The sequence below is a fragment of the Chelatococcus sp. XZ-Ab1 genome (genome assembly GCF_029309855.1).
Taxonomy (GTDB): domain Bacteria; phylum Pseudomonadota; class Alphaproteobacteria; order Rhizobiales; family Beijerinckiaceae; genus Chelatococcus_A; species Chelatococcus_A sambhunathii.
This window is the reverse complement of record NZ_JARKII010000001.1, coordinates 278,099-293,675: the sequence shown is the minus strand read 5'-3', so window position 1 is coordinate 293,675 and position 15,577 is coordinate 278,099. Positions and strand designations below refer to the sequence as shown.

15 protein-coding genes are annotated in these 15,577 nt (G+C 69.0%); 4 read left to right on the top strand and 11 right to left on the bottom strand.

Annotated features, from left to right (window positions below):
• Window positions 1-108: 108 nt before the first annotated feature.
• From P2T65_RS01490 to ribA, 7 genes are all read right to left on the bottom strand, one after another.
• Window positions 109-1,068, bottom strand: a complete 960-nt coding sequence (locus tag P2T65_RS01490; protein WP_276199072.1) for an ABC transporter substrate-binding protein — start codon at window positions 1,066-1,068, stop codon at window positions 109-111.
• Between the two features lie 29 nt (window positions 1,069-1,097).
• Window positions 1,098-2,156, bottom strand: a complete 1,059-nt coding sequence (locus tag P2T65_RS01485) for a Glu/Leu/Phe/Val dehydrogenase dimerization domain-containing protein (protein ID WP_055457582.1) — start codon at window positions 2,154-2,156, stop codon at window positions 1,098-1,100.
• 247 nt (window positions 2,157-2,403) lie between these two features.
• Window positions 2,404-3,699, bottom strand: coding sequence for a high-affinity branched-chain amino acid ABC transporter permease LivM (gene livM / locus P2T65_RS01480; RefSeq protein WP_055457583.1), 1,296 nt, complete (start codon window positions 3,697-3,699; stop codon window positions 2,404-2,406).
• An 84-nt stretch (window positions 3,700-3,783) separates the two neighbouring features.
• Window positions 3,784-4,887 carry an ABC transporter substrate-binding protein gene (locus P2T65_RS01475; RefSeq protein ID WP_055457584.1) on the bottom strand — a complete coding sequence of 368 codons (1,104 nt, stop codon included), beginning with the start codon at window positions 4,885-4,887 and terminating at the stop codon, window positions 3,784-3,786.
• 59 nt (window positions 4,888-4,946) lie between these two features.
• Window positions 4,947-5,861: a branched-chain amino acid ABC transporter permease gene (locus tag P2T65_RS01470; RefSeq protein WP_055457585.1), complete on the bottom strand. Its 915-nt coding sequence runs from the start codon at window positions 5,859-5,861 to the stop codon at window positions 4,947-4,949.
• Window positions 5,862-6,056: 195 nt separating this feature from the next.
• Window positions 6,057-6,767 (bottom strand): fumarylacetoacetate hydrolase family protein, encoded by a 711-nt coding sequence (locus P2T65_RS01465; RefSeq protein ID WP_276199071.1) that lies wholly within the window; start codon window positions 6,765-6,767, stop codon window positions 6,057-6,059.
• A gap of 152 nt (window positions 6,768-6,919) precedes the next feature.
• Window positions 6,920-8,029: a GTP cyclohydrolase II RibA gene (ribA, locus tag P2T65_RS01460; protein ID WP_055457587.1), complete on the bottom strand. Its 1,110-nt coding sequence runs from the start codon at window positions 8,027-8,029 to the stop codon at window positions 6,920-6,922.
• A gap of 255 nt (window positions 8,030-8,284) precedes the next feature.
• On the opposite strand from ribA, the gene P2T65_RS01455 reads away from it, so the two are divergent.
• Together P2T65_RS01455 and P2T65_RS01450 are read left to right on the top strand one after the other, a co-directional pair.
• Window positions 8,285-9,064: a RibD family protein gene (locus P2T65_RS01455; protein WP_346348312.1), complete on the top strand. Its 780-nt coding sequence runs from the start codon at window positions 8,285-8,287 to the stop codon at window positions 9,062-9,064.
• Window positions 9,021-9,572 (top strand): cytochrome b, encoded by a 552-nt coding sequence (locus P2T65_RS01450; protein WP_245280437.1) that lies wholly within the window; start codon window positions 9,021-9,023, stop codon window positions 9,570-9,572. Before P2T65_RS01455 ends, P2T65_RS01450 begins: the two co-directional genes overlap by 44 nt.
• Here the strand turns inward: P2T65_RS01450 and P2T65_RS01445 are convergent.
• Genes P2T65_RS01445 through P2T65_RS01430 form a run of 4 tightly spaced genes read right to left on the bottom strand, consistent with a single transcriptional unit; the run spans window position 9,566 to window position 12,901 of the window.
• Window positions 9,566-10,420 carry a class I SAM-dependent methyltransferase gene (locus P2T65_RS01445; RefSeq protein WP_276199070.1) on the bottom strand — a complete coding sequence of 285 codons (855 nt, stop codon included), beginning with the start codon at window positions 10,418-10,420 and terminating at the stop codon, window positions 9,566-9,568. The two genes, P2T65_RS01450 and P2T65_RS01445, sit on opposite strands and share 7 nt — an antisense overlap.
• The gene (locus P2T65_RS01440) at window positions 10,417-11,478 is read right to left on the bottom strand and encodes a glycosyltransferase family 4 protein (RefSeq protein ID WP_276199069.1); all 1,062 of its coding nucleotides are present in this window, start codon (window positions 11,476-11,478) and stop codon (window positions 10,417-10,419) included. The genes P2T65_RS01445 and P2T65_RS01440 overlap by 4 nt, the downstream gene beginning before the upstream one ends.
• Complete coding sequence (locus P2T65_RS01435; RefSeq protein ID WP_276199068.1) at window positions 11,471-11,878, bottom strand: 6-carboxytetrahydropterin synthase; 408 nt, start codon at window positions 11,876-11,878, stop codon at window positions 11,471-11,473. Before P2T65_RS01435 ends, P2T65_RS01440 begins: the two co-directional genes overlap by 8 nt.
• 24 nt (window positions 11,879-11,902) lie before the next feature.
• Complete coding sequence (locus P2T65_RS01430) at window positions 11,903-12,901, bottom strand: zinc-binding alcohol dehydrogenase (RefSeq protein ID WP_083585979.1); 999 nt, start codon at window positions 12,899-12,901, stop codon at window positions 11,903-11,905.
• 56 nt (window positions 12,902-12,957) lie between these two features.
• Between P2T65_RS01430 and mdoH the strand changes: the two genes are divergently transcribed.
• Both mdoH and P2T65_RS01420 read left to right on the top strand, forming a co-directional pair.
• Complete coding sequence (mdoH, locus tag P2T65_RS01425) at window positions 12,958-14,787, top strand: glucans biosynthesis glucosyltransferase MdoH (RefSeq protein ID WP_276199067.1); 1,830 nt, start codon at window positions 12,958-12,960, stop codon at window positions 14,785-14,787.
• Window positions 14,784-15,551, top strand: coding sequence for an FkbM family methyltransferase (locus tag P2T65_RS01420; protein ID WP_276199066.1), 768 nt, complete (start codon window positions 14,784-14,786; stop codon window positions 15,549-15,551). Before mdoH ends, P2T65_RS01420 begins: the two co-directional genes overlap by 4 nt.
• Window positions 15,552-15,577 lie beyond the last annotated feature (26 nt).

Sequence of the window (15,577 nt, the reverse complement as noted above, 5' to 3'; positions counted from 1 at the left end):
CTGACTGTGGCGTGCCGGGCGTCGCCCCGCAACGCTTTCTCGCAAATCGGGGCGCACGCCACAGCCGCGGCATGCGCCCCCGTTGAATTTGGCTGATGCTCCGCTTCGTCAGTCGACGACCTTGGCGGCCTTGGCGACGAGCGCCTCCGGCAGCGTGATGCCGAGCTTGGCGGCCATCCCCTTGTTGAGGTGGAGGTCGGTGCCCTGGGCGAAGACCACCGGCAGGTCGCCGGGGTTCTCGCCCTTCAGCACCTTCGCGACGAGCTCTGCCGTCTCGAGACCGATCTGCTTGTAGTTGAAGCCGACGGAGGCGAGCGCCCCGCGGGCCACGCTGTCGGTATCGGCGGCATAGACCGGGATCTTGCCCTGCTGGGCCGCGCCCACCGCCGCCTCGAAGGCCGAGACGATGGTGTTGTCGGTCGGCACGAAGAGGGCGTCGGCCTTGCCGATGAGCCCACGCGCCGCTGCCTGCACCTCGGCCGACTTGGTCGCCGGCCCCTCGACGACGGCAAGGTCGAGCTTCTCGGCGGCAGCCTTGATCATGGCGAGCGAGGTGACGGAATTGGCTTCGCCCGGGTTGAACAGCACACCGATCGTCTTCACGTTCGGCGTGATCTCCTTGACGAGGGCGAGTTGGTCGGCGAAGGGGGCCATGTCCGATACGCCGGTGACGTTGCCGCCCGGCTTCTCGGTGGATTTCACGAGTTGGGCGCCCACCGGGTCGGTGACGGCGCTGAAGATCACCGGGATCGACTTCGTCGCCGACGCCACCGCCTGAGCCGAGGGGGTCGAGATGGCAACGATGACGGACGCCTTGTCACCCACGAACTGACGCGCGATCTGCACCGCGGTCGGCGCTTGGCCCTGAGCGCTCTCATAGACGAAGGTGACGTCCTTGCCCTCGGCATAGCCAGCCTTGGCGAGGCCTTCCTTCACGCCATCGCGCACCGCCTCGAGCGCGGGATGGTCGACGATCGCCGTGATGGCTACCTTCGGCGTCTGGGCCTGGGCCAGACCGGCGCCCAGCAGCAAGCCGGCCAATGTGCCGACAACGGTTCTCTTGTGCATTCTCTCCCCTCCCGGTTCCGGAATGATCCTCACCGCGTTTGCTGCCGTGCCGCGCGTGCCGCGTCAAGACGCTCCTGCGCGAGATCGACGGCGACGAAATGCGGGGAGCGTCCTTCCCGCGCCGCGCGCAAGAAGATCTCGTCGAGCGTGTCACCAATCCGGTCCACCCGACGCATCACCGCGGCCCGGTCGTAATTGCCGGCGATCTCGGCGGCTACATTGACGATGCCGCCGGCATTGATGGCAAAATCCGGTGCATAGAGGATGCCACGCGCGTGGAGCGCATCAGCAATCGTCTCATCGGCCAGTTGATTGTTCGCCGCACCCGCGACCACCGGCGCCTCGAGCTGCCCGACGGTCTCGGCATTGAGGATGCCGCCGAGCGCGCAAGGGGCAAAGACATCGAGCCGCTCGCCGACGAGCACATCGACATCGACGATGCGTGCCCCGCACCGGTCCGCAACGGTCCGGCACCGCTCCTCGGCGATATCCGCCACGACGAGCCTAGCGCCGGCATCGCTCAAGAGGCCGGCCAGAGCACCGCCGACATGGCCGAGGCCGAGCACGCCGACCGTGATCCCCTCGAGCGTGTTGCGGCCGAGACGGTGGCGCACCGCCACCTCGATGCCACGCCACACCCCGCGCGCCGTGACGGGCGAAGGATCGCCGCTCGCCGCCGGGCCCTGGTCGAGACCGGCCACATGGCGCGTCTCGCCGCCGACAATGGCAATGTCCGACGGGCTCATGCCCACGTCCTCGGCGGCGATGTAGCGCCCGCCGAGGCACTCCACCGCACGCCCGAAGTCGGCGAGCAGCGCCGGCGTCTTGTCTTTTCCCGGATCACCGATGATGACGGACTTGCCGCCGCCCAGCGGCAGGCCGGCGAGCGCGCTCTTGAGACTCATGGCGGCGCTGAGGCGCAGGACGTCGTCGATCGCCTCCTGCTCGTTGCCATAGGCATGGAAGCGCACACCGCCGCACGCCGGCCCGAGCGCCGTCGAATGCACTGCTATGATCGCCTTGAGCCCGCTGTGCGGGTCGCGGAAAAACGCGACTTCTTCGTGATCGCGGAATGCAGTCGATGTCATCAGCACGATATTTTCCTCCCGATTGGTCGGAATAATAGCGCGCGACGGCGCGGAAGAACACAAAAAGAAGAAATAAAGCCGTTATATCTCAATAATTTACGGAAAATCGCGATCGAGCAATGATCGTACTTGGAAGCCGCCCGGCCCGACTTCATCGCTGCCGGCACGCTCTTGTTACAGCAATTTTATGACATGCCCGGCAGCTCGGCACTTCACAACATCACGACAATTGATGAATGGCACTCGCTCAACTCGTGAAGCGCGCGAGCGTCACGCTCGGCCGGCGCGTGCCGATGAGGCCGCGCGGGCGCCACACCATGACGAGCACCATGGCCGCGCCGAAGAGCAGCATGCGCAGTTCGGCGAATTCGCGCGTCATCTCCGGCAGCGCGACGACGATGATGGCGGCCAACGCGACTCCGAGTTGGCTGCCCATGCCGCCGAGGACGACGATGGCGAGCACGAGGGCGGATTCGATGAAAGTGAAGCTCTCCGGGCTGATGAATCCCTGGCGCGTGGCGAAGAACGTGCCCGCGAAGCCGCCGAACATCGCCCCGATGGCGAAGGCGGAGAGCTTGACGCGCGTCGCATTCACGCCGAGTGCCCGGCAGGCCACCTCATCCTCGCGCAGCGCCTCCCAGGCGCGGCCGATGGGCAGGCGCCGCAGGCGCGCCGCGATCACCGCCGTCAGCACCACCAGCACCAGGATGAGATAGTAGAGGAACAGGACCCGGTGCATGGAGGAGAAGGAGAGGCCGAACAGTTCGTGGAAGGGCACCTCGCCCTCCGCCGCCGTACGGGTGAAGGGCGCGCCGAAGAAGCTCGGCCGCGGAATGTTGGTGATGCCGTTCGGCCCGCCGGTCAGGGCGCCCCAATTGATGAGGATGATGCGGATGATCTCGCCGAAGCCGAGCGTCACGATGGCGAGATAGTCGCCGCGTAGGCGCAGCACCGGAAAGCCGAGGATGATGCCGAGAAACGCCGCCATGACGCCGGCAATCGGCAGGCACATCCAGAACGAGAAATCGTAATGCGTTGCAAGGAGAGCGAAGGAATAGGCACCGATGGCGTAAAAGGCGACATAGCCGAGATCGAGCAGCCCGGCGAGGCCGACGACGATGTTCAGCCCTAGGCCGAGCATCGTATAGATGAGCACCGTCGTCGCTGTATCGACGATGTAGCGGTCGGCGATTGGCAGGAAGGGGAGCGCGAAGGCCAGCAGGCAGGCCGCGATCCCGATGGCCGTCTGCGACACGCGCCCGCCACGCACCGTGCGCGCGCCCCCCTGGGCGAGGCGCCCGCGCAATTGCTGAAGCTCGGGCCGGAAGAGCGCGACCAGGAAGCGGCCGATCGCCACGACGACCCCGGCGATCACCACCTGATCGAAACGGTAGGCGATGCCGAGTCCCTGCCCCGGCGTCTCCTGCAGGCGAAAGCCGACAAGCGGGAGCGCGATGCCGATCATGATGATGCCGGCGATCGCCGCCTCGCGCAGCGCTGCGCGCAGCCTGTCGGTGACCGGGGAAGCGGAGGAGGCTTGCATCGCGGGCTCTCGATGCCGACGGATTTGGGAAGGCGGCAGATGACGGAAAAATGGAGCGGGCCGCCGGCCCGCTCCGGCAAAGGATCAGAGCTTCGTCGGCGCATAGGCGCCGTCGCGCCACTCGAAGATGACATATTCGGGGTCGATGAGATCGCCCTTGGCGTCGAAGCGGAAGGTGCCGACCACCGTCTCGAAGCCATTGGCGCGCAGGTCTGCGGCCACCGCCTCAGGCTCCTTGCCGGCCCGTGCGACGGCGTCGGCCAGCGTCTGCACCGCCGCATAGTAGTAGAAGGCAAAGTTGTCCGGCTCGCCCTTCTTTTTCAGTTCCTCGTAGACGCTCTGGGCCGAAGGCTTCGCCTTCACGTCGGCGCTGAAGGTGAAGAGCGTGCCCGCCCCGCCCTCGCCGGCAATGGACCAGAACTCGTTGGTGGCGAGGCCGTCCGCGCCGACGAAGCGCGTCTCGAGGCCGGCTTGGCGCGCCTGGCGCACGATGAGGCCGAGTTCGGTATGATAGCCGCCGTAATAGACGATATCGATGCCCTCCTGCTTGAGGCGAGCGACGAGCGCCGAAAAATCACGCTCGCCGGCATTGACGGAGCCCTCATAGGCCGGCGTCACGCCCGCGTCGGCGAGGGTCTTCTTGGCCGCCTCGGCCAGGCCCTGGCCATAGACCTGCTTGTCGTGGACGATGGCGACTTTCTTGCCCTTGAACTTGTCGGCGATGAACTTGGCTGCGACGACGCCCTGCTGGTCGTCACGCCCGCAGGCCCGGAAGACGAGCTTCATGCCGCGCTCGGTCAGCTCCGGCGAGGTGGCCGAGGCGGTCATCATCAAGATGCCTTCCTCGTCATAGACGCCGGAGGCCGCGATCGAAGCGCCGGAGCACAGGTGGCCGACGACGAAGCGGATGCCCTTCGACACCACCTGGTTGGCGGCGCTCACCGCGCTCTTGGGGTCACACTGGTCGTCAGCGATCTCGAGCACGAGCTTCTCGCCCTTGATGCCGCCCTTGTCGTTGATGGCCTTTACCGCGGCTTCGGCGCCGAGCCGCGCCTGGGCGCCGATGGCGGCGATCTGCCCGCCGGTGGCGGGGATGCCGAGGGCGAAGGTCACATCCGCCCGTGCGGGCGCCGCCGCCAGAAGCGCGGCGGCACAGGCGGACAGCATCAGTTTCGTCATCGCATTCATGGTCTTTCCTCCCTTATCCGCCCCGTCCGGCAGTACCGGCGGTGCGATAGGTCTCGCGCTCACACCTTCTCCACCTCCTGCCGGCCGAGCAGTCCCGTCGGCCGGAAGAGGAGGATGAGGACGAGGATGGCGAACACCGCCACGTCCTTGTACTGGATGTCGGAATAGGCCGACCACAGCGCCTCGATGAGGCCGATGAGCAGCCCGCCGAGCATGGCGCCGGGCAGCGAGCCGATGCCGCCGAGGACGGCGGCAGTGAAGGCCTTGAGCCCGGCGAAAAAGCCGATGAAGAAGTCGATGGAGCCGTAGTAGATCGTATAGAGCAGCCCGGCGACGGCGGCGAGCGCGGCTCCGAAGACGAAGGTCAGCGAGATGGTGCGGTCGACATTGACGCCGACCAGTTCGGCCATGCGCCGGTCCTGCTCGCAGGCGCGCTGCGCGCGGCCGAGCGCCGTGCGCGAGACGACGAGGCTGAAGCCGGCCATCAGCACCACGGTGACGACCACGATGACCACCTGCACCACGGCTACTGACAGCTGATGGTCGCCGATCGAGCCGAGCGGAATGCGCCCCGTCAGCACCGGAGGCAGCGGCTTCACCCGTGCGCCCTGCAGCAATTGCACGAGGTTCTGCAGGAAGATCGACATGCCGATGGCCGAGATCAGCGGTGCGAGGCGGAAGGAGCCCCGCAGCGGCCGGTAGGCGATTCGCTCGACGACGAAGCCCCACAAGGCCGTGAAGACCGCCGTGAGCACGAGCGTCACGAGGATGGCCAGGGGCACCGCCGCGACCCCGAGTTGGGCCAGCAGGAGCAGCACAATGAGGGAAATGAAAGCGCCGATCATGAACACCTCGCCATGGGCGAAGTTGATCATGCCGATGATGCCGTAGACCATCGTGTAGCCGATGGCGATGAGGCCATAGACAGAGCCGAGGGTCAGCCCGTTGATGAGCTGGTCCACAAAATAGCCCACGGCATTCCCCCCTTTTATTATGCGGCCTTATGAGCTGCCACGAGACTACTCGCGGCCCGCGCTTTTGCAAGGGGATAGGTCAGTGCAACTGACCAACACCGCATGTGCAAGGCACCGGCCGGTTCCCTAAAGGAGCACTCCCGCCGTCACGAGGCAATGGGCGCAGGTGCCTGGCGCAGCCTTCGCCGATCGTCCTCAGGCTCCATCAGGCGAAGATGGCTGGGTGATCGTCACTGCCAGCGGCGTGAGGCCAGCAATGGTCGCCTCGATGACGTCCCCCGGCACCACCGCCCCGACGCCGGCCGGCGTCCCCGTCATGACGAGGTCACCAGGCTCCAGCCGGTAGAAACGCGAGAGGAGGGACAGCATGGGCGCCACCGGCCAGATCATGTCCGCGATATCGCCGCGCTGGCGGGTCGTGCCATTGACCTTGAGCTCCATTGCGGCACGATCGAACGGTCCGGTCTCGGCGGCCGGCGTGATGGCGCCGACCGGCGCCGACTGCTCGACGTTCTTGGCGAAGTCCCACGGCCGGGCCAGATCCTTCGCCGCCGCCTGCAGGTCGCGCCGCGTCATGTCGAGGCCGACGGCATAGCCGAAGACGATCTTCGCCGCCGCTTCCTCGTCGAGGTCCTGCCCCGCCCCGTCGATGGCGACGACCATCTCGAGCTCGAAGTGATAGTTCTTCGTCTGCCGCGGATAGGCGATCTCGCCGCCCCCAGGCACCACCGTCTCGGCCCATTTGGTGAAGAAGAAGGGCGGCTCGCGGTCCGGATCCCGCCCCATCTCGCGCGCGTGCTCGGCGTAGTTGCGCCCGACACAGAACACGCGGCGCACCGGGAAGCCGGCCTCGCGGCCGACCACGGGAATGACGGGCGTCGGCGGCAGGGCGAACAGCGTCTTCATCGGCGGCCTCTCGGAATCGTCGCAACGCCCCTGCTATAGGCCATGGACAAGAGCGCGTCGACGCCAGACGGCGGCCGTCCTGCCCGCAACCAAGAACACTGGCAGGCCGTGGGCCGTCGGCCCCGTTGCTCCCGGCGAAGTGCCCTTCCCGATCAGTCGCGCGGCGGCAGATGCGCCGACAGCGCATCGATGTCGATGAAGTGGCCAGCACGCTCGCGCTTGGCCGCGAGATAGCGGATGTTCTCGCTGGTCGGCCGGCCAATGACGCGCTGCTCGTCGACGACGGCAAGGCCCGCCGCCTTCAGGGCCGCGATCTTCTCCGGGTTGTTGGTCATGATGCTGACGCTGGCGACGCCGAGCTGGCGCAGCATCTCGGCGGCAAAGTCGAACCGGCGCTGGTCGAGCCCGAAGCCGAGGATCTCGTCCGCGTCATAGGTGTCGAAGCCCTGCGCCTGCAGCTTGTAGGCGCGCATCTTGTTGGCGATGCCGTTGCCGCGCCCTTCCTGGTCGAGATAGAGCAGGATGCCGCCGCCGTTCTCCGCCATCCACTGCACGGTATTGCGCAACTGGTCGCCGCAGTCGCATTTGAGGCTGCCGAAGAGGTCGCCAGTGAGGCAGGCCGAGTGCAGGCGCACCGGCACCGTCTGCGCGAGGTCCGGCCGGCCGACGACGATGGCCACCTGGTCGCGCAGCCCCTCGCCGCCGCGGAAGACGACGAACTCCGTCTCGCTGGCCCCCTCGAGCGGCACCGGCGCGCGCCCGACGATGCGCAGCGAGCGCACCTGGCTCAGGCGAAAGGCGGCGATGTCGTCTTCAGAGACGGCCACCACATCGGCTAGCGCCGGGTCTTGCGGCGAGACCGACACGGTGACGACCGCCGGCAGGACAAGCGACAGGCGCGCCAGCTCGAGCGCCGCCTCGTCGAGCGGCTGCAGGCAGCCGACGGGCGCGTCGAGCCGCGCATCGCTGGCGAGCGACAGGTGCATGACCCGGCGCAGGTCGATCTCCGGCAGGGCGATGATGCCGGCGCTCGCCCGTTCCGCCCCGAGACGCCGCAGGCGCGCCGTCGGCAGCACGAGCCGGGCCCGATCGGCCGCCTTGCGCTCCAGCGCCGCCGCGAGTTCCTCGTCGAGGCCCTCGATCCCCACGGCCAGCACGGAGACCCCGCGTCCGGTAATGCGGACGGGGCGGCCTGCACGGAACTCCGCCAGCGCCCGTTCGACGCTGATCTGGCCGCGATCCTTGATAAAATCTGAACTCATCGGCGGTGAACTCTCGTGGGCCATAGTTCTGTGGCCGTGAAACCTGCCGGTCCCTACGAACCGCAAAACATGCGACACATGTGTATCGAAACGATGTCCGGCAAGGCTCTTCCTGTGGCGCGACGGCTGATATGTCTCCTGCGGCGCCGGCCATGCCATGGCGGCACGCCCGTTGCCGATGTATGAACAGGGCATGCCTTCGACGAATGACGATGCCCTACCCGGCGGGAAACCATGCAGCAGCAAGAGGGCCCTGTGACCACACCCGACGAGATGGACGGGCGTTCCACGCCGGTGGATTGCTTAACACATCGTGCGCTGGCGCGCATAGCCGATGTGCCGCAGGGCAGCACCCTCGTGGTCGCACAGCTCGGACAGTCGCTTGACGGGCGTATCGCCACGCCCACCGGTGATTCCCGTTACATCAACCGGGCGGCTGCGCTCGACCATCTCCATCACCTGCGAGCGGCCGTCGATGCGGTCGTCGTGGGTGTCGGCACGGTCATCGCGGACGATCCGCAACTCACCGTGCGGCGCGTTGCCGGGTCGAACCCGGCCCGGGTCGTGCTCGACCCGCGCGGGCGCCTGCCGCCGGACGCCCGCTGCATGACGAGCCCTAATGCGCGGCGCCTCGTAGTGAGCGGCGCCTCCGTCCCACGCCCGGCGGGGGTCGAGGAGGTTGTCCTGCCGCTCGCCGGCGGCCGGCTCGATCCGCATGCCATCATCGCGGCTCTGGCAGCCCGCGGGATGCGCCGCCTGCTGATCGAGGGGGGCGCGCGCACCATCTCGGCCTTCCTCGATGCCGGCTGCATCGACCGGCTGCATCTCCTCGTCGCGCCCATCATCATCGGCTCGGGACGGGCCGGGCTCGAGCTAGCGCCGATCGGCCCTCTAAGCGAGGCGCTCAGGCCGGCGACCGACATCTATCCGCTTGCTGACGGCGACATTCTGTTCGACTGTGACATGAGGCGCCGCAACGGGGAGGCCAGCCTTGTCGCCGAGACCGATGCACGAGGGCTACGGCCCCACGGCTAAGTGGCTGCACTGGCTCATGGCGCTCGCCATCCTGACCACGATCCCGCTCGGCATCGCCATGGTCAATGCGACGCCGGGGCCAACCCAGAACGCCCTCTACGACCTGCACCGCTCCTTCGGCGTCACGGTGCTCGCCCTGGCGGCCGTGCGCCTTTCGGTCCGCCTCGTGCGCGGAGCGCCGGCGCCCCATCCCTCGCTCGGCCGCCTGCTGCAGGCGCTATCCGTCACAGTGCACCGGGCGCTCTACGTGCTCATCTTCCTGGTACCGCTGCTCGGCTGGGCCGGGACTTCGGCCTTCGGGGCGCAGATCACGGTCTTCGGCCTCTTCGTGCTGCCGCCGATCCTCCCCAAGGACGAGGCCCTGTCGGAGACGCTGCTCGGCCTGCACAAGCTCGCCGCCTTCACGCTGGCGGCGCTCGCGACCCTGCATATCGGCGCCGGCCTCTGGCACGGCTTCGTGCGCCGCGACGGGGTGCTGGAGCGGATGCTGCCAGCCCGCCGCTACTGATCGGCGTGAGGCGGCACGGCGAGGAGATCGGCGTGACCGACAAGGCAGCGCGATGCCTGAGCACGTGCAGCGCGCCAGGCGGCGAGCCGGTCCGCCGCCACCTGTCCGGTCTCGCCCACCGCGGCAGCCGTGCCGTCGGCAAGCATCGCGACGAGCGCCCGTTCGCGCTCGGTCAGTCGCCAGGGGCTCGCCGCCTCGCTGACGGTATAGCCCGCACCACGAAAGCCGTCCGCGAGAAGCCCGGTTGCACGCGGCCCGGCCGCCGGACCGAAGCCCTTGTCGCGCTGCTGGTGGGCGAGGAAAGCGCCGTGCACCGCCTCATCGTCCGCGTGCGGCGGCTCCCAAGCCTCCCGGCCGTCGTATGTCAGCGCCGTATAGAAGGGCAGCCTTGCCACCGCGACCGCTTGCACGAAGGTCTCGATCCACGCCGCCGATACGAGATCGAACAAGGCGGCCGCCGTCACGAGATCGGTCGGCGCCGCGAGGAGCGGCCCGATCCCGCCGGAGAGGTCATGCGCGATGAAGGAAACCCCGATGCGGCGCCCGGCGGCGGACAGCACAAGGCCGCCGGTGTCCTCGGCGAAGGTCGCATCGGCCCAGCAGCGCAGCTCCTCCCGCGCCTTCGCAAGCAGAAGGGCATCGTGATCGACGAGCCGCCAGTGCTGCTCCGGGCCGAGCTGTGGCGCCGTCGCCCGGAGGTTGGCCCCCGTGCCGCAGCCGAGATCGAGGACGTGCAACGGTTGCCGGTCCGCCACCGCCGCGGTGGCCGCCATCAGGAGATCGCGGTTGCGCGCCGCATGGTCGGCCGGCTCGCGCAGGGCGAGCCATTCGGCGGAAAAGCCGCTCACGCCGCCCTCCCCCGTCCGGCCAGCGAGCGGATGACGCCGGCGATCGCGGCCGCGGCATCGTCCCAGCGCGGCAGCGCCTGCCCTGCGCGCCAAGCGGCTTCCGCCATGACCGAACGCCTCTCCCGGTCGCCGAGGACCGTCTCGAGCGCTGTGGCAAGGGCAGCCGTATCGCCCGGCGGCACCTTGAGCGCGGCGGTATCCGGTACGCGCTCGTCCGCCGCCCCGACGCGGGTCGTCACGATGGGCAGGCCACGCGCCAGCGCCTCCGTGAGGACCATGCCGTAACCTTCATAGTGCGAGGCCATCACGAAGAGGTCGGCCGATGCATAGGTGCGCTCCAGCGCCGCATCGTCACAGGCGCCTGCCAGCGCGACGCGACCGGCAAGCCCCGCCCCGGCGATCAGCGCCCGCAGCCGCGCCGCCTCCTCCGGCGCACGGTCGAGGCTGCCGACGATGGTGGCGCGCCACGACAGCGTGGAAAGGCGTGCGAGTGCCGCGACAAGAACGTCATAGCCCTTGCGCGGCGAGACGGCCCCGACGGCGATGAGATGCGGCGGCTCGCCATCGGCGGGCGCGCGAGAGGCCGGATCGGTGCCCGGTTCCGCGATCGTCAGCCGATCGGCGGCAACACAGAATTCGCACGCGAGCACCCGGCCCGTCGGCGCGCTCGTCGCGACGACGGCATCGACCGCCGCAAGCGCCGCACGCTCGCTGGCGAGGAGCTGCCGCCGCGCCGCGTCGGAAAGGCCGGTCTCATGGCCGAGCGGATGGTGCACCAGCGCCGCGCATCGTCTGCCGCACCCGCGCAGCAAGACGGCCGGCAGGGCGCCGCAGGCAAGCCCGTCGATCAGGAGCACGGCGTCGCGCGGTGTATCCGCGAAGGCCGCCGCGGTTGCCGCAAGCTCGGCATCGGTCGGAAAAGGAAAGCCCGCCGCCAGCGTCAAATGGGCGATGTCGATGCCCTGCGCCGGCAGGTCGTTGAGCATCCGTCGCGCATAGGCGTAGCCGCCCGTCGGGCTGGCGAGGTCGCCCGGAATGGCGAAGACGACGTCAGGCACGGGCCACGAGCCCCTCGAACCACGCCCGGGCCACATGGCTCTCGTGCAGCGTCACGCGGATGTGATCGATGCCCTCCCCGCCCGGCCCGAGCGCGCCGCCGCGAGCCGCCTTTGCCATCGCATCGAAGATGTGACGGCTCAGGAATTCCGTCGTTGTATTGCAGCCGGCAAACTGCGGCAGGTCGTCGAGATTGCGGTAGTTGAGCGGCGAGAGCACCGTCTTCAGCGCCTCGTGGGCGCGGCCGATGTCGACGACCACCCCCTCGGCCGTCAGTTCCTTCCGGAAAAAAGCCACATCGACGATGAAGGTCGCCCCGTGCAGGGCCTGCGCCGGCCCGAACAGATCACCGCGGAAACTGTGGGCGATCATGACGTGGTCACGAACCTCGACGGCATACATGGCACCCTCCCTCGATCGGGCCTGTCATTGATAGCGCACCGCAGTCATCAGCCCGCCCGTCTCCCCGTCGAGGATCGCGGGCAGCGCCTCCGGCAGATCGGTGAAGGCGACCTCGCCGGTGATCAGGTCGTCGAGCCGCGCGTCGGCGAGCAGCGAGAGCGCCTTGGCGAGGCGCCGCCCCGCCTCCCAGCGCGGGCGGCGCGAGGCCGCGACCTGCCCGACCTGCGAGGACACGAGCCTGAGGCGGCGGGCGTGGAACTCGCCGCCGAGATGAACCGGCACCGCCTCGTCGCCGTACCAGCTCAGTTCGACGAGCATGGCCTCGTCGCCGCACAGCGACAGCGCTGTCGCGAGGCCGGCCGCCGTGCCGCTGGCGTGAATGACGACATCCGCCTCCCCCGGGGCCGCGCCCGGCAGGGCGAAACCGGCGCCGAAACGCCGCACCACCGCCGCGCGCGACGGGTCGGTATCGACGACGGTCACCTCCGCGCCGGGCAGGCCGGCACACAGGAACGTGACCAGGAGGCCGACGACGCCGGCCCCCACCACCGCAATCCTGTCCCCCGGTCCCGCCCCGGCGTCCCAGACGGCGTTGAGCGCCGTCTCCATATTGGCGGCGAGCACGGCGCGGCGGGCGGGCACGGCTTCCGGCACCGCGGCGACGGCGGCGGCCGGCGCCGCGAACATCTGCTGGTGCGGGTGCAGCACAAAGACCGTGCGGCCGACGAGATTTGCCGGCCCGGCCTCCACCAGGCCGACGGCGCAATAGCCGTATTTCACCGGGAACGGAAAGGTCCCCTCCTGCATCGGCGCGCACATGCGCCGGCGATGGCTCCGGCGGCACAGGCCGTTGAAGACGAGGCGCTCCGTGCCGCGGCTGATGCCGCTGAACAGGGTGCGGACCATGACGTCTCCGGGCCCGGGCTCGATCGGCGCGACGGGACGCAGTTCGGTGCGGCGCGGCTCCACGTACCACAGTGCGAAAATGCCGGAACCCTCGCGGTTCCTTGCGTTAATGCCCATCGCACTTCTCTTCGTTTTGCTCTATATCGCCGCGGCGCGACAGCGGACGGTGCCAGATGACGGAACGGCTCGATCCTGTGACCCTCACCCTCATCGAGGGGGCACCCTCCTCATCTACGACACCGAGCGGAATGCAGTCCACCACGACGCTGCGGCGGCGACGGACCGTGGTCGGTGCGCTGAACCTCGCCACATGCGGCGCTCTCGCCGCGGCCATGGCATGGATCCTCTCCGCCGGCGGATGGAGCCTTCTCGACGGCCTCCTCCTCACCTGCTTTCTGCTCGTCACGCCCTGGACCGTGCTCGGCTTCTGGAATGCCATCATCGGCCTGTGGCTGCTGCACGGCCGACGCGAGGGACTTGCCGAGGTCGCGCCCTTCGCCAGCGCCGGCAACTCGGGCGAGGCCGTATTCCTGCGTACCGCCGTGCTTATGACGTTGCGCAACGAGGATCCGGCGCGCGCCTTCTCGCGCCTCTCGGCTGTCGCCGAGAGCATCGCCCGCACCGGTCACGGGCACCACTTCGCCTATTTCGTCCTGAGCGATACCTCCCGTCCCGAGATCGCCGCCGCCGAGGAGGAGGCCTTCGCGGCCTTCCGCGCCACGCTCGCGGATGGTGCCAGGGCCGTCTATCGCCGGCGAGAGGACAATGTGGGCTACAAGGCCGGCAACCTGCGCGATTTCTGCGCCCGCTGGGGCGGCGAGTACGAGCTGATGCTGCCGCTCGATGCCGACAGCCTGATGGCGGGCGAGACGATCGTCTCCATGGTGCGCATGATGCAGGCCTACCCCCGCCTCGGCATCCTGCAGAGCCTCGTCACGGGCATGCCGGCCGCGAGCGGCTTCGCGCGCATCTTCCAGTTCGGCATGCGCCACGGCATGCGGCCCTACACCATGGGAAGCGCCTGGTGGGCTGGCGATTGCGGGCCCTTCTGGGGTCACAACGCACTCGTGCGCATCGCGCCCTTTCGCGACGACTGCCATCTGCCGGTGCTTCGCGCTCGCCCCCCGCTCGGCGGCCCCATCCTGTCACATGACCAGGTGGAGGCTGCGCTCATGCGCCGCGCCGGCTACGAGGTACGCGTCCTGCCGGTCGAGGGCGGCACTTGGGAGGAAAACCCGCCCACGGTCGTGGATTTCGTCCGCCGGGACCTGCGCTGGTGCCTCGGCAACATGCAATACGTCAGGCTTCTCGGCCTGCCGGGTCTCCACCCGATGAGCCGTTTCCAGCTCCTGTGGGCCATCCTGATGTTCGTTGGCCTGCCGGCCATGACGGCGATGATCGCGCTGTCGCCCTTCGCGGTGCGCGAGGCACAGGCGGCGGGCGCCTTCCCGACGGCCCTGGCGGCTGGCCTCTACAGCCTTTTCCTGTTCATCTGCCTCTTCCCCAAGCTCGCCGGCCTCGCCGACATCGCGCTGACGCGTGACGGGCTCACCCGCTACGGCGGCGGGGCGCGCTTTGCCCTTTCGGCCTTCATCGAGATCGTCTTCGCCTTCCTGCAGGGGGCGGTGTCCTCCTTCCGCACCAGCCTCTTCATGCTCGGCCTCCTCGCCGGGCGGGCACATGTGGGCTGGAACGGCCAGGAGCGGGATGCCCATGCTCTCTCCTGGGCAACCGCAGCGGCCGGGCTGTGGCCGCAGACCCTGTTCGGCCTCCTCGTCTGCGGCGCGCTGGCCTGGGCCTCGCCGGCCGCCCTCCTGTGGAGCCTGCCGCTCACGGCGGGCTATCTGCTCGCCATCCCCTTCGCCGTCGTCACCGCGCGGCCGGCCTTCGGCGCTTTCCTCGCGCGGCATCGGCTCTGCGCCATCCCCGAGGAATTCGACGAGCCTGCCGAGATCGCGGCCCTCGCACGCCCGGCGCCGCAGCCGGTGGCCGTCGCCGCATGAGCAGGCTCGGCGCCACCTTGACCGAATGGCGCGGGCTCGTCCGCTCCCTCGTCCTCTATCACGGCAACCGCGCCCGCCATCGCGCCATGGATGCGCTCCATCGCCGCTTCCTCGCCCCCGGGGACCTTGCCTTCGACATCGGCGCCCATGTCGGCGACCGGACCTCGTCGTTCCGCCGCATCGGTGCGCGTGTCGTCGCGGTCGAGCCGCAGCCGGGGCCGATGCGCCTCCTGCGTCTCGTCCATGGCCGCGACCGGGACGTGACCCTCGTCGAAGCCGCCGTCGGCGCAGCGGAGGGGACCATCGAACTCCACGTCAACAGCGCCAATCCCACCGTCACCACCGCCTCCGGCGCGTTCCTCGCCGCCGCGCGCGACGCCGATGGCTGGCGCGAGCAGCGCTGGGACCGCACCCTGTCGGTGCCGATGACGAGCCTCGATGCGCTGATCGCCCGCCATGGCTTGCCGGCCTTCGTCAAGATCGACGTCGAGGGCTTCGAGGACGCGGTCCTTGCCGGGCTGTCGCAGCCGCTGCCCGCGCTGTCCTTCGAGTTCACCACCATCGCCCGCGACGTAGCCGGCCGCTGCCTCGACCGGCTCGCCGATCTCGGCCGCTACCGCTTCAACCTGTCGCTCGGCGAGGAGCAGCGCCTCGCCTTCGCTGAGCCCATTGTCGCCGGGGCGATGCGGGACCATCTCGCCGCATTGCCCCAACGCGCCAACTCGGGCGATGTCTATGCGACGCTCGCTGCAACGAGGCCCTGAGCGGCAGGAGACCGCCTTTTTCACAG

Excerpts from the sequence above, each read along its gene's own strand:
- P2T65_RS01490 (WP_276199072.1), bottom strand. The coding sequence starts at position 1,068 with ATGCACAAGAGAACCGTTGTCGGCACATTGGCCGGCTTGCTGCTGGGC.
- P2T65_RS01485 (WP_055457582.1), bottom strand. The coding sequence starts at position 2,156 with ATGACATCGACTGCATTCCGCGATCACGAAGAAGTCGCGTTTTTCCGC.
- livM (WP_055457583.1), bottom strand. The coding sequence starts at position 3,699 with ATGCAAGCCTCCTCCGCTTCCCCGGTCACCGACAGGCTGCGCGCAGCG.
- P2T65_RS01475 (WP_055457584.1), bottom strand. The coding sequence starts at position 4,887 with ATGAATGCGATGACGAAACTGATGCTGTCCGCCTGTGCCGCCGCGCTT.
- P2T65_RS01465 (WP_276199071.1), bottom strand. The coding sequence starts at position 6,767 with ATGAAGACGCTGTTCGCCCTGCCGCCGACGCCCGTCATTCCCGTGGTC.
- ribA (WP_055457587.1), bottom strand. The coding sequence starts at position 8,029 with ATGAGTTCAGATTTTATCAAGGATCGCGGCCAGATCAGCGTCGAACGG.
- P2T65_RS01435 (WP_276199068.1), bottom strand. The coding sequence starts at position 11,878 with ATGTATGCCGTCGAGGTTCGTGACCACGTCATGATCGCCCACAGTTTC.
- P2T65_RS01430 (WP_083585979.1), bottom strand. The coding sequence starts at position 12,901 with ATGGGCATTAACGCAAGGAACCGCGAGGGTTCCGGCATTTTCGCACTG.
- mdoH (WP_276199067.1), top strand. The coding sequence starts at position 12,958 with ATGACGGAACGGCTCGATCCTGTGACCCTCACCCTCATCGAGGGGGCA.
- P2T65_RS01420 (WP_276199066.1), top strand. The coding sequence starts at position 14,784 with ATGAGCAGGCTCGGCGCCACCTTGACCGAATGGCGCGGGCTCGTCCGC.